This is a genomic window from Pseudomonas sp. KCJK9058, assembly GCF_046230975.1.
Classification (GTDB): domain Bacteria; phylum Pseudomonadota; class Gammaproteobacteria; order Pseudomonadales; family Pseudomonadaceae; genus Aquipseudomonas; species Aquipseudomonas alloputida.
In genome coordinates this window covers 58,682-71,303 of the sequence record NZ_JBJJLR010000006.1, presented here as the reverse complement: position 1 = coordinate 71,303, position 12,622 = coordinate 58,682, and the positions used below count along the sequence as shown (strand labels likewise).

At 62.2% G+C, this 12,622-nt stretch carries 14 protein-coding genes; 5 read left to right on the top strand and 9 right to left on the bottom strand.

The features are described 5' to 3' along the window. Positions 1-66 precede the first annotated feature (66 nt). Positions 67-960 carry a LysR family transcriptional regulator gene (locus ACK59Z_RS05975; RefSeq protein WP_003254585.1) on the bottom strand — a complete coding sequence of 298 codons (894 nt, stop codon included), beginning with the start codon at positions 958-960 and terminating at the stop codon, positions 67-69. A gap of 224 nt (positions 961-1,184) precedes the next feature. Here ACK59Z_RS05975 and speB point away from each other — a divergent pair, with 224 nt between their 5' ends. Both speB and ACK59Z_RS05965 read left to right on the top strand, forming a co-directional pair. Beyond that, a complete protein-coding gene (gene speB, locus ACK59Z_RS05970) occupies positions 1,185-2,135 on the top strand; it encodes an agmatinase (RefSeq protein WP_003254586.1) in 951 nt (316 codons plus the stop codon). 132 nt (positions 2,136-2,267) lie between these two features. After that, entirely contained in the window at positions 2,268-3,647 is a 1,380-nt protein-coding gene (locus ACK59Z_RS05965; protein ID WP_020191244.1) for a sodium:solute symporter, read from the top strand. 127 nt (positions 3,648-3,774) lie between these two features. Here the strand turns inward: ACK59Z_RS05965 and ACK59Z_RS05960 are convergent, their stop codons facing one another. Together ACK59Z_RS05960 and ptrR are read right to left on the bottom strand one after the other, a co-directional pair. After that, a complete protein-coding gene (locus ACK59Z_RS05960) occupies positions 3,775-3,903 on the bottom strand; it encodes a PA1414 family protein (RefSeq protein ID WP_009683677.1) in 129 nt (42 codons plus the stop codon). 124 nt (positions 3,904-4,027) lie between these two features. Further along, positions 4,028-4,921, bottom strand: a complete 894-nt coding sequence (gene ptrR, locus ACK59Z_RS05955; RefSeq protein ID WP_409292618.1) for a putrescine utilization regulator PtrR — start codon at positions 4,919-4,921, stop codon at positions 4,028-4,030. 106 nt (positions 4,922-5,027) lie between these two features. On the opposite strand from ptrR, the gene ACK59Z_RS05950 reads away from it, so the two are divergent. After that, positions 5,028-6,200, top strand: a complete 1,173-nt coding sequence (locus ACK59Z_RS05950) for an MFS transporter (RefSeq protein WP_409292617.1) — start codon at positions 5,028-5,030, stop codon at positions 6,198-6,200. 99 nt (positions 6,201-6,299) lie between these two features. Here ACK59Z_RS05950 and ACK59Z_RS05945 read toward each other — a convergent pair whose 3' ends face one another. From ACK59Z_RS05945 to ACK59Z_RS05930, 4 genes are all read right to left on the bottom strand, one after another. Further along, a complete protein-coding gene (locus tag ACK59Z_RS05945) occupies positions 6,300-7,226 on the bottom strand; it encodes a DMT family transporter (RefSeq protein ID WP_003254593.1) in 927 nt (308 codons plus the stop codon). Between the two features lie 105 nt (positions 7,227-7,331). Then, positions 7,332-7,727 (bottom strand): hypothetical protein, encoded by a 396-nt coding sequence (locus tag ACK59Z_RS05940; RefSeq protein WP_003254595.1) that lies wholly within the window; start codon positions 7,725-7,727, stop codon positions 7,332-7,334. Positions 7,728-7,803: 76 nt separating this feature from the next. Further along, positions 7,804-8,058, bottom strand: coding sequence for a BrnA antitoxin family protein (locus ACK59Z_RS05935; RefSeq protein ID WP_004576871.1), 255 nt, complete (start codon positions 8,056-8,058; stop codon positions 7,804-7,806). Then, complete coding sequence (locus ACK59Z_RS05930; protein ID WP_010955211.1) at positions 8,036-8,314, bottom strand: BrnT family toxin; 279 nt, start codon at positions 8,312-8,314, stop codon at positions 8,036-8,038. Before ACK59Z_RS05930 ends, ACK59Z_RS05935 begins: the two co-directional genes overlap by 23 nt. 215 nt (positions 8,315-8,529) lie before the next feature. On the opposite strand from ACK59Z_RS05930, the gene ACK59Z_RS05925 reads away from it, so the two are divergent. Next, entirely contained in the window at positions 8,530-8,802 is a 273-nt protein-coding gene (locus ACK59Z_RS05925; RefSeq protein WP_003254599.1) for a hypothetical protein, read from the top strand. Between the two features lie 71 nt (positions 8,803-8,873). Here the strand turns inward: ACK59Z_RS05925 and ACK59Z_RS05920 are convergent, their stop codons facing one another. Further along, the gene (locus ACK59Z_RS05920) at positions 8,874-10,235 is read right to left on the bottom strand and encodes a DEAD/DEAH box helicase (RefSeq protein ID WP_012051553.1); all 1,362 of its coding nucleotides are present in this window, start codon (positions 10,233-10,235) and stop codon (positions 8,874-8,876) included. 103 nt (positions 10,236-10,338) lie between these two features. On the opposite strand from ACK59Z_RS05920, the gene ACK59Z_RS05915 reads away from it, so the two are divergent. Beyond that, the gene (locus ACK59Z_RS05915) at positions 10,339-11,640 is read left to right on the top strand and encodes a mechanosensitive ion channel family protein (protein WP_017148155.1); all 1,302 of its coding nucleotides are present in this window, start codon (positions 10,339-10,341) and stop codon (positions 11,638-11,640) included. Positions 11,641-11,682: 42 nt separating this feature from the next. Here ACK59Z_RS05915 and ACK59Z_RS05910 read toward each other — a convergent pair whose 3' ends face one another. Next, positions 11,683-12,558 carry a carboxylate/amino acid/amine transporter gene (locus tag ACK59Z_RS05910; protein ID WP_064614958.1) on the bottom strand — a complete coding sequence of 292 codons (876 nt, stop codon included), beginning with the start codon at positions 12,556-12,558 and terminating at the stop codon, positions 11,683-11,685. Positions 12,559-12,622: the final 64 nt, after the last annotated feature.

The window sequence follows — 12,622 nt, the reverse complement described above, 5'->3', positions numbered from 1 at the left end:
AGGTTAGCGGCCAGCGTTTACCGGAATTTAACCCGCTCCCGACGGAATGCATGAATGCGTCGCATCTCAGCCCACGTTGAGCTGGCTTTTCAGCAGGTCACGGAAGGTCTGGATCAGCGGTTCGCGGCTGCGCCCGCGGCGAATGATCAGCGAGAACGGGGCCTGGTAACCAAAGGTCGACGGCGACAGTACACGCAAGTCACCTTTGTCGACCCAGGCCTGGGCGTAGTGTTCAGGCAAGTAGCCGATATAGGCCCCGGAAAGGATCAGGATCAGCTGCGCCTCCATGCTTTCAACCGTCGCCGCACTGTGCTTGAAGCCATGCCGGGCCAGTTCGGCCTGGCTCCAATAACCACGGCCGACCATGCGTTGTTGGGTCACCACCTGTTCGGGAATGCGCCGCTCGGCATACAACGGGTGGCGGCTGCTGCAGTACAGCCAGTGCTGTTCGCGGTACAACGGCTGGTAGAGCAGGCCGCTCATCCGCGAAGAAAACGCGCCGATGGCCAGGTCCAGCCGGTTGTCCTGCACACCCAGTTGCAGCTCGTAGGGGCTGGACACCGACAGGTGCAGGTGCACCGCCGGGTGCTCCTGGCTGTAGGCACCGATGGCTTCGGCCAGCGGCAAGGCGCGGTCACCGACCGTGGAGTCGATCACGCCAAGGTTGAGGGTGCCACGCAGTTCGCCCTTGAGGGCGGCGGCATACTGCTCGAAACCGTCCAGCTCGGCCAGCAGGCGCAGGGTTTCCTGATGGAACAGCTCGCCCTTGCTGGTCAGGCTGAAGCCACCCCGACCCCGGTGGCACAACACGATACCCAACGCGCCCTCCAGCTGGCTCATGTAGGTACTGATGGCCGAGGTCGACAGGTTCAGCTCGCGCTGGGCGTTGGCAAAGCCCTGGTGGCGCACCACGCTGATGAAGATGCGCAGCAGTTTCAGGTCGGGCAAGGTCGAGGCCATGGTGCAACGGTTCCACAAGGGTATGTGCGCGCAGTCTAACTGCTCTACCCGCCTTTAGTTCAGAAAATCCTGAACTAAGTATTTGTCGGTAGCGATTCTTCCCCGGTACTCCCTTGAGCAGACTTGGCCGAAATGTCCCTGCCCGCCGGCAAACCACACGTGAATGGCGCGCGGCGGCACAGGTTCGAACAAACACAACAATCGACCGACTGATGAGGCCCACCGTGGACAAGACTCTCCACCAACCACTGGGCGGCAACGAAATGCCGCGTTTCGGCGGCATCGCCACCATGCTCCGCCTCCCCCACCTGCAAAGCGCCGAAGGCCTGGATGCTGCCTTCATTGGCGTACCGCTGGATATCGGTACCTCGCTACGCTCCGGCACCCGCTTCGGCCCGCGGCAGATCCGCGCCGAATCGGTGATGATCCGCCCGTACAACATGGCGACCGGTGCCGCCCCGTTCGACTCGCTGTCGGTCGCCGATATCGGCGATGTGGCAATCAACACCTTCAATCTGCTGGACGCCGTGCGCATCATCGAAGAAGCGTATGACGAGATCGTCGAGCACAACGTCATTCCCATGACCCTGGGGGGCGATCACACCATCACCCTGCCGATCCTGCGTGCGCTGCACAAGAAACACGGCAAGATCGGCCTGGTACACATCGATGCCCACGCCGACGTCAACGACCACATGTTCGGCGAGAAGATCGCCCACGGCACCACCTTCCGCCGCGCCGTGGAAGAAGGCCTGCTCGACTGTGACCGCGTGGTGCAGATCGGCCTGCGCGCCCAGGGCTACACCGCCGATGACTTCAACTGGAGCCGTCGCCAGGGCTTCCGCGTGGTCCAGGCCGAAGAGTGCTGGCACAAGTCACTGGAGCCACTGATGGCCGAAGTGCGGGAAAAAGTCGGCGGTGGCCCGGTTTACCTGTCTTTCGACATCGATGGCATCGACCCGGCCTGGGCACCCGGCACCGGAACCCCGGAGATCGGCGGCTTGACCACCATCCAGGCGATGGAGATCATTCGCGGCTGCCACGGCCTGGACCTGATCGGCTGTGACCTTGTCGAAGTCTCCCCGCCTTACGACACCACCGGCAACACCTCGCTGCTCGGTGCCAACCTGCTGTTCGAGATGCTCTGCGTGCTACCGGGCGTGGTGCGTCGCTAATACCGCTCTACCCCGGCAGGAGCCATGAGGGAGGGCCACTGAGGCCCGCCAACACAAGAAAAGACCGCCCGGCGCCGTGCAAACGCCCGCGCGGTCGATCTCGCCATAATAAAGATAATCGGGAGACCCCCAATGGCCTTGGACATCATTGTTGTAATGATCTACACCGCCGGCATGCTCGGGCTTGGCTGGTATGGCATGCGCCGCGCGAAAACCCATGAAGACTACCTGGTAGCCGGGCGCAACCTCGGCCCGGTGCTGTACATGGGCACCATGGCCACCACCGTACTCGGTGGCGCTTCCACCGTCGGCACCGTGCGCCTGGGCTACGTCCACGGCATTTCCGGCTTCTGGCTGTGCGCAGCCCTGGGCCTGGGCATCATCGCCATCAACCTGTTCCTCGCCAAACCGCTGCTGCGCCTGCGCATCTTCACCGTGACCCAGGTACTGGAACAGCGCTACAACCCCACCGCACGCCAGGCCAGCGCCGTCATCATGCTGGCTTACGCGCTGATGATCGGGGTCACCTCGACCCTGGCCATGGCCACCGTCCTGCAGGTGCTGCTGGACCTGCCGTTCTGGGCTTCTCTGATGCTCGGCGGCGGCGTGGTAGTGCTGTACTCGACCATCGGCGGCATGTGGTCGCTGACCCTGACCGATATCGTCCAGTTCGTGATCAAGACCGTCGGCCTGATGTTCATCCTGCTGCCAGTGTGCCTGTACAAGGCCGGTGGCTGGGACACCCTGGTGGCCAAATTGCCAGCGGCCAGCTTCCAGCTGACTACCATTGGCTGGGACACCATCATCACTTACTTCCTGATCTACTTCTTCGGCATCCTCATCGGCCAGGACATCTGGCAGCGGGTGTTCACCGCCCGTGACGAAAAGGTCTGTCAGCGTGCCGGTACCGCCGCTGGTGTGTATTGCGTGCTGTATGGCCTGGCCTGCGCTGCGATCGGCATGGCTGCGCATGTGCTGATGCCCGACCTGGCCAACCCGAACAACGCTTTTGCCGAGATGATCAAGACCACCCTGCCCGATGGCATCCGTGGCCTGCTGATGGCTGCAGCCCTGGCGGCCATGATGTCCACCGCCAGCGCCGGTCTGCTGGCTGCCTCGACCACCGTGACCGAAGACCTGCTGCCCAAGCTGCGTGGCGGCAAGCAGTCGAGCCTGGGAACCAGCCGCCTGTTCACCCTGCTCACCGGCCTGGTGGTGCTGGGTATCGCGCTGGTGGTGAATGATGTAATCAACGCCCTGACCCTGGCTTATAACCTGCTGGTCGGCGGCATGCTGATCCCGCTGATCGGGGCGATCTTCTGGAAGCGTGCGACCACTGCAGGCGCGATTGCCAGCATGTCGCTGGGCTTTGCCACCGCCCTGCTGTTCATGTTCCTGGACGGGCTGGAGGCCAATACGCCGATCTACTACAGCCTGGCAGTAGGGCTGGTGAGCTTTGTGGGCGTGAGCCTGGTGTCGCGCAAGTCGGTGGCGGCGGTGAAGCTGGCCTGACTGCTGTACCGGCCCTTTCGCTTGTAGGAGCGGGCTTGCCCGCGAAAGGGCCGGTACAGGCAATAGACAATCAGCAGACACAAAAAGGCCGCTGCACCCACTCGGGTGAAGCGGCCTTTGTCGTTAATCAGCGCCGACGCGGTTGACGTTTGCGCTGCTCTTCATCAGTCGGGATCGGCACCGGCTGCAAGGGTGGTGGAATCAGCCCCAAGGCGACGGCCAGGTCGTGGAGCCAGTTTGACAGTGGTTTATTCATAATGCCCCCTTGACGGGTCAGCCTCACGGCAAATCAATCCTGCGATGTTTCATACAGATCATAGCCCTATGTCCTGTATTACGCATGCCTCTGTTCCTACAGATAAGGGCGATTTTGACTCGGATCAAGCCGTGGCGGCGCATTCCGACGACTGGTTAATCGTTTCGCTTTGTTGCAGGTCAATCCATGCCTGCAGATTAGCCCCGCGCATACCCTGGCGCCACATCAGCCAGGTGACCGCCTGATCGAAAGGTGTCTGCAGCGGGTGCACCCTCACCCGATCACGTCCAGGCAGGCTGTCGAGCATCGACTGGGCCATCATCGCCACACCCGCACCCGCGATCACACAGGCCAGCATGCTCTGGTACGACTCGATCTCCATCACCCGCCCCATCGGCGTATGGGCATGGGCATACCAGGCCTCCAGGCGCATGCGGTACGAGCAGCCCTGGCGGAAGGTGAACACCGCCTTGCCCGCCACGTCCTTGGCGGTGAGGACCGCCGGGTGCTCGGGGCTGGTGATCAGTACCAGTTGCTCATCGCACAGCGGCACGCCATCCAACCCGGCAAGGCTCGGTGGCCCGTCCACAAGAGCAGCATCCAGGGAGTGGTTCAACAGCCCTTCAAGCAACTCGCCGCTGGGTGCTGCACGCACTTGCAGGTTCACCTGTGGGTAAGCCTGGTGATAGCGCGCCAGCAACGCCGGCAAGTGGGTCGCCGCCGTGCTGTACATGGTCCCCAGCACGAAGTCCCCAGCCGGCTGACCGCCACGCACGGCGCCCAGCGCTTCGTCGCGCAAGGCGGACATACGGTTGGCATAGTCCAGCAGCACCTTGCCTGCTGGCGACAGTTGCAGGCGCTGACGTTCGCGCAGGAACAGTTCGACGCCCAGTTGCTCCTCGAGTTGGCGCAGGCGCGTGGAAAGGTTTGATGGCACCCGGTGCAGACGCTCTGCGGCGCGGGTAACCGAGCCCTCCTCGGCCACGGCCTGGAAGATACGCAGTTGGCTGAATTCCACGGCATTCTCCAAAACAGAACAACTTGATCATCATTATTCAATTTTATTGAAAATAAAAGCACCCTAACCTGCCAGCCATCACTTATATCCGCGCAGGAGACCTGTCATGTCGCCATTCATTCAACTGCTCGCCAGCGCCGTGGCGCTGATGATGGCCATGGGCATCGGTCGTTTCGCCCTCACCCCGCAACTGCCGCAACTGATTGCCGAAGGCCAGTTCGACCTGACAGTCGCCGGGCTGGTCGCGGCGGCCAATTACCTGGGCTATTTCGTGGGTGCGGTGGACGCCATGTTCGCCCGCTCGCCAGGCCAGGTACGGCTGCGCCTGCACGGGGGGCTGTGGCTGTGTGTGCTGCTGACCCTGGCCTCCTGGGCTGCCAACGGCTTTTGGGGCCACCTGCTGCTGCGCTTCGGCACAGGCGTAGCCAGCGCCTGGGTGCTGGTGATGATCACCAGCCTCAGCCAGCAAGTAGCCACTGCCCACAACCGCCAGCGCCTGGGAGCGCTGGTTTTCGCCGGACCCGGCCTGGGTATTGCCGTGACCGGGCTACTGGCACTGGCCGCGCATGTGCAGGGGTTGGGCTCGGCTGCACTGTGGCTGATCTATGCCGTGGCTGCCTTGGTGATGCTGCTGGCCGTGCGGCCGTGGTTGCCACGGGCACTGCAAGCGGCACCGGCTCAGCCGCCAGTGCGACAAGGCCCGACGCGCAGTGTCGGCATTGGCCGCCTGGGGTTGGTGTATGGCTTGTATGGCATGGGCTACATCCTGCCAGCCACCTTTCTGTCACAGATGGCCAATCAGCAGTTTCGCGGGCAGTGGCTGGCTGACCTGTTCTGGCCGGCGTTTGGCCTGGCGGCGGCGCTGGGCGTTTTGCTGGTGAGCGTGCGCCGTGGTGGCCGCACCTCGACCTGGTTGACCACCACCCTGTGGTTGCAAGGGCTGGGTGTGCTGGCCTGCCTGATGGGTGGGGGTATCGGGCTGGTGCTGGGTGTTGCGCTGTGTGGCGGGCCGTTCCTGGCCTGCATGCAACTGGTCATGCAGCGCTCGCGCGAGTTGGCGCCACATGCCACACAGCGCAATGCCGGGCTGCTGACCGCGTGCTTTGCCTTGGGGCAGTTGAGTGGGCCGCTGCTGGCGGCGCTCAGCAGCCATTACAGTGGCGGGCTGCAACCGGCATTGATGCTGGCGGCGGGCGGGTTGGCGGTGGCGGGCGTACTGGTCCAGTTGCCGGGTAACGCACAGCAGGGAAGCGCCTGTCAGGCCAAGGCTGCATCCTGAGGCGATGCAGTCTGTACCGGCCCCTTCGCGGGCAAGCCCGCGCCTACAACGGCTGTGCAGGCGCGGCTTGCCCGCGAAGGGGCCGGTAGAGGCAACACATCACCCTACCAACCGCCGCAATTGTTGTTTCACCCAAGGCTCGGCACTTACCAGGATCACACCCAGCAACACCATCAACGCGCCCACCACGAAATTCGCACTGAGCGGCTCATCCAGCAGCAAAACGCCAAAGGTCACCCCAAACAACGGGGTAATGAAGGAAAACACCGCGAGGTTCGACGCCAGGTATTTGCGCAGCAACCAGAACCAGGTGAGGTAGCTGATGAACGACACCACAATCCCCTGGAACAATACACTGCCCATCGCCAGCGGCGTCAGCGACACCGCGCTGATCTGCCCGCTGAGCAGGGCGATCAGCAGCAGCCCGGCAAAACCGACCGCCAGCTGATAGAACAGGGTCAAGGTCGCCGGCGCCTCCGATAGCCGTGAACAACGCACCACCACCGTGGTCGCGCCCCAGGCCAGCCCGGCGATCACGCCAAAGGCATCTCCCAGCAAGGTGCGGCTGTCCATGTGCTCGAACGAAGTGCCACCGGCAAAGGCCATGGCAATGCCGCCGAAGGCCAGCAGAATGCCCAGCCACTGCAGCAGCCGCAAGCGTTCACTGGGTAGACGAAAATGCAGGCCCAAGGCGGTAAATACCGGCGCGGTATAGAGGAACACCGACATGTGCGCCGCCGAGGTCAGTTTCAGCCCTTCGGCAATGAACAGAAACTCCACCCCGAACAGCCCGCCCGCCACCAACCCTGCGCGCCAGGTGGTGCCGACCTGCTCCCAGCCACCCCGCCAGCACAGCATCAGGCCTACCAGCACAGCGGCAATGCCATTGCGCAGTGCTGCCTGCATCACCGGAGCAATGTCTGCGGCGGCGGTCTTGATCAGTACCTGCTGGCAGCCCCAGATCAGGCAAAGGCCCAGCATTACCTGGAAGGCAAAGGCGTCAGGGTTCTTGCGGACCGCGCTCATAAGCGGGCCTCTGGGGTGGTCGTAGGCATGGGCAAGGCTCGGCAGCGTTCAGAAGCTACCGATTATCGGGTTTTGAACGCTGCACTTGCCAGCCTTAAAACGACCTCAAGCAATCTGTGCCTTCGCAGATACCTGTTCGAACGTCGTTTCGTCCAGCGCATCTTCCTGCTCATCCAGCACCTGGCGCGGGTGCTCGAAGCCGGGGATGCTGCTGTCGATCAGGCTCATCAAGCGCGAGCCGCGTTCGGTCAGGACGAAGTTTTCGCCATTGCCGCCGTCCTCTTCAGGCCGGCATTCAATGAATCCGCGCTCAAATAGCAGCTTTTCATACTCGCATGCACGGGTTTTCAGGTGATCCACGTCACCCACTGGCTCACCCTTAGCGGCCAGTGCAGCAGCATGCTGCTCGGCATAAGGGCGGGGCGTGAAGCTGTGACCGGCGCCGTTCTGCACTTCGTGCAGCAAGCGTTCGATCAGGTCCCAGTCGTAGGCGATGCTCATGGCTACGGGCTCCTGCTGTGGACGAAAGGGGTACACAGGTTGGGACCCGCCAAGGTTGCCAAGCGTTCCAAAGCGCTTAGCGCTGGCGTTGTTGCGCTTGCATGTATTGGCGCAGCAACTGATTGATGCGGGTCTGGTAGCCGCTGCCCTGCTCCTTGAACCAGGCGAGGACATCTGAGTCCAGTCGAATGGTCACCGTCTGCTTGGCGGGAACGCGCAGCTCGGCCTGGCGGAAAAAGTCCTGGTCCAGTTCAGGGATATCTGATGTGTCGATATCCTTGTCGTCCTGTCGGGCCAGGCGGCTCCAGTCAGTTCTCGATGATTTGGTCATAGTACCTGGCCTCCCGTTTGGTGGCTTTTCTTGCAGAAATGATGCGTATCACCTCACCCCGCCTCTCCGTGTACACGACGACACCTATCAGCGCCTTTAGCCATCCTAGGCTGACCCAACGTTCTTCAGCACATTCCACATCCTCATCACGCCGGATCAGCATGGGATGGTTGAACATGTCAGGAACGTCGGCAAAGTCGATGCCGTGCTTGCGGATATTGCTCTGGTTTTTCCCTTCGTCCCATTCAAAGAACATGGGACGACCTGTATTTACAGCTGTACATACAATACCCCCTCTTTTCCTTCGAGACTAGAGCGATGTAGCGTGCTGCTCAACGGCGCTGGAGGGATACGGGAGCGTTTCAGAAACGGACTACCGCCACCAAAGAAATCTTCCATCGGTCGCAAGCCCTGAACTTCCCTGCCCCCACAGCCCTCCACCGGGCATCACCACCGCCGGAGGTTGGAAGGATGAAACCGCTACTGCCCATAGCCTGTGCCGCTGCCCTGCTTTGCGCCCTGCCCGCTTGGGCCTGCACACCTGAAGAAGCAACGCAAAAACGTGAGGAGCTGGCCGGGCTGGTTACTCAGTTGACCGAGCAGAACCCGCAAAAGGCCAAGGAGATCAATGATGAGCTTCAGGGGATGGATCTGGGGACGGCGAGCAAGGACTTGCCCGATAAGTGTCAGCTGATCGACCAGCGGATCAAGGAGTTGAAGCAGGCAGAGAAAAAGGCGGAGTGATTGCTCGTCGCCTGCGCACGCCCTTCGCAGATGCGAACTTGCGTCGCTTCTGCAAAGGGCCTGCGTGAGTCTTATTCAGCAGCAGGCTTGCGCTTCTTCAGCGGTGCCAGGCCGTCAGCACTGGCCAGAGGCGCGTTGGCCTTCGGCTTGGCAGTAGGCTTGCGCTTGGCGGCAGCTTTCTTGTCGCCAGTCTTCTTCTCGACCTTTTTCTTCTTGCTGCCGGCCGCCTTGCCCGAGGCCTTGACCTTCTTTGGCCCGTTGTAGGTGCCCTTCACTTCCTTGATGACCCGGCGCTCGAACTGCTGCTTGAGGTAGCGCTCGATGCTCGACATCAGGTTCCAGTCGTTGTGGGTGATCAGCGAGATCGCCAGGCCTTCGCCACCAGCACGGCCGGTACGGCCCACACGGTGGACGTACTCGTCACCGCTGCGTGGCATGTCGAAGTTGATCACCAGGTCCAGGCCGTCGATATCCAGGCCACGGGCTGCCACGTCGGTCGCCACCAGCACTTTGGAGCTGCCCTGCTTGAAGCGCTCGATGGCCAGCTTGCGGTCCTTCTGGTCCTTTTCGCCATGCAGCACGAAAGCCTTCACGTCCTTGGCCACCAGGTGACCGTAGATGCGGTCGGCCATGGCGCGGGTGTTGGTGAAGATGATCGCCTTGTCGAAGGTTTCGTTGGCCAGCAACCACTGCGCGATCTGCTCTTTATGCTGGTCGTGGTCGGCGGTGATGATCTGCTGGCGGGTGCCTTCAGCCAGTTGCGAGACACTGTTGAGCATCAGGTGCTCAGGGTCTTTCAGCACCTTGCCGATGATGTCGCGCAGGGCCGCGCCACCGGTGGTAGCCGAGAACAGCAAGGTCTGCTCGCGGTTCTCGCACTCTTTGCACAGGCGCTCCATGTCTTCGGCAAAGCCCATGTCGAGCATGCGGTCGGCTTCGTCCAGGATCAGGACCTGCACGTGGGACAGGTCGAGGTTGCCGGCATTGAGCTGCTCGAGCAGGCGACCCGGGGTGCCGATCAGCACGTCGGGCACCTTGCGCAGCATGGCAGCCTGTTCCTTGAAGTCTTCGCCACCAGTCACCAGGCCCGACTTGATGTAGGTGAACTGCGAGAACAGCTGCACCTGCTTGAGGGTTTGCTGGGCCAGCTCACGGGTCGGCAGCAGGATCAACGCGCGAATCTCGACACGCGGACCGCTGAGGTCGACCAGACGGTTGAGCAGTGGCAGTACGAAGGCCGCCGTCTTGCCGCTGCCGGTCTGCGCAGTCACACGCAGATCCCGCCCTTGCAGGGCCAGGGGGATGGCCGCGGCCTGCACCGGGGTTGGCTCGACAAATTTAAGCTCGGCCACGGCTTTAAGCAGGCGTTCATGCAGGGCGAATTGGGAGAACACGGAGGTAACCTCAGACAAGTGCGGGAAATTCAGTTGCATAGGGTAACGTTTTCTGCAGCCTTAGCCGAATTTCTTTTGGCAACTTTGTCGCTATCCGCGCTCTAATACGGCTTCGTTTCGCAACAAGACTGTATGCAAGCCCATGGATATCCAACGAATCTGGCGTGACTCCCTCGACCTGTGGGGCACCCTCGACCAACATCCCATGCTGCACGCTGCCATCGGTCTGGCAGTACTGCTGCTCATCTCCCTGGCAGTCGGCCGCCTGGCGCGCTTCCTGATACTGCACGGCGCGCGCCTGCTGGCCCGCCAGCCTGCACTGAAGTGGCTGGACGACCTGCGCCACAACAAGGTGTTCCACCGCCTGGCACAAACGACCCCGTCCCTGGTGCTGCAGTTCGGCCTGAAGCTGGTGCCTGAGCTGTCCGACACCGCTCAGCACTTCCTTGGCAATGTCGCCCTGGCCTTTACCCTGTTGTTCATGACCATGGCGCTGTCATGCCTGCTGGATGCCCTGCTCGACATCTATGCCCGCACCGAACACGCCCGCACCCGCTCGATCAAGGGCTACGTGCAACTGGCCAAGATGATGTTGTGGATCTTCGCCTCGATCATCATCGTCGCCACCCTGATCGACCGCTCGCCGCTGTTGCTGCTGTCCGGTCTGGGTGCGATGTCGGCGGTATTGCTGTTGGTGTACAAGGACACCCTGCTGTCATTCGTCGCCAGCGTGCAACTGACCAGCAACGACATGCTGCATGTCGGGGACTGGATCGAAATGCCGCAGGTGGGCGCCGATGGCGACGTGGTGGACATCACCTTGCACACGGTGAAAGTGCAGAACTTCGACAAGACCCTCGTTTCCATCCCCACCTGGCGCCTGATGAGCGAGTCATTCCGCAATTACCGCGGCATGCAGCAGTCCGGTGGCCGGCGCATCAAGCGCAGCCTGTTCATCGACGCCGCCGGCGTGCGCTTCCTCACCCGCGAAGAAGAACAGCGCCTGAGCCAGGTGCAGCTACTGAGTGACTACCTGGCGGGCAAGCGCCAGGAACTGCAAAACTGGAACGAGGCGCTGGGGCCGGTGGCGGACCTGTCGGCCAACCGCCGCAAGCTGACCAACATCGGCACCTTCCGCGCGTTTGCCCTGGCCTATCTGAAGAACCATCCCAACGTGCACCCGAACATGACCTGCATGGTGCGGCAGATGCAGACCACCGCCGAAGGCGTGCCACTGGAGATCTACTGCTTCACCACCACCACGGTATGGGCGGATTACGAACGGATCCAGGGGGATATCTTCGACTACCTGCTGGCGGTGTTGCCGGAGTTCGGCTTGAGCCTGTATCAGCAGCCGAGTGGCAATGACATGCGCGTGGGGTTGGCCGGGCGCACGGCGGCAGAGCCGATGCCGCGTCGCATTGAAGATATGAGTGAGGCTTGAGATTGCCGGGGCTGCCCTGCAGCCCCCGGATCAAAGGGCGAGTCAGGCCTTGCCGGCCAGCGGCGCCTGTGCGCGCCCACCCAGGCGGCTCAGCCACACCGACGCCAGGATGATCCCCCCGCCGATCAACAGCCGCCCCAGCGGCTCGTGCTGGTTCCAGATCAACAGGTTCAGCAGCAGCCCCACCGGCACATGCAGGTTGTTCATCACCGCCAGCGTACCGCCAGAAACCAGGCATGCACCTTTGTTCCACCAGTACAGCCCCAGCGCCGTCGGACACAGCCCCAGGAACAACAGCACCAGCCATTGCACGTCAGTGCTCGGCAGGTGCTGAGTGTTGCCGAACAGCAAGAAAGCCGGCAGCACCACCAGCAACGCGCCGAGGTAAAAGTACCCAAAGCGCGCGTAGTGTGGCAGGTCGCTGGGGTGGCGAGCGACCAGGTGACGGTACAGCACCTGGCCGGCAGCGTAGGTGAAGTTGGCCAGTTGCAGCAGCAGGAAGCCGATGAAAAACTCGCCGCTGATGCTGTCGAAGCGGATCACGGCAGCACCGGCCACGGCGACCAGCGCGGCCACTAGCGCCCAAGCATTGAAGCGCCGGTTCAGGGCATCTTCGATCAAGGTCACGTGTAGCGGCGTGAGGATCGTGAACAGCAGCACCTCCGGTACGGTAAGCACGCGGAAGCTCAGGTACAGGCAGACATAGGTGATGCCGTACTGCAGCGCGCCAATCAGCAGCATGGAACGCATGAAGCGTGGCTCGACCTGGCGCCAGCGGGTCAGCGGCAGGAACACCAGGCCGGCCAGCAGCACCCTGGCGAGCACTGCGAAATAGCTGTCGACGTGCCCGGCCAGGTACTCGCCGATCAAGCTGAAGGAAAACGCCTGGATCAGCGCGACGATTATCAGGTAGCCCATGGTTGCCTCTCGTGAATCAAGGCCGCGACCTTAGCGGGTTGCAGCGAATGAGTTCAACCATGAG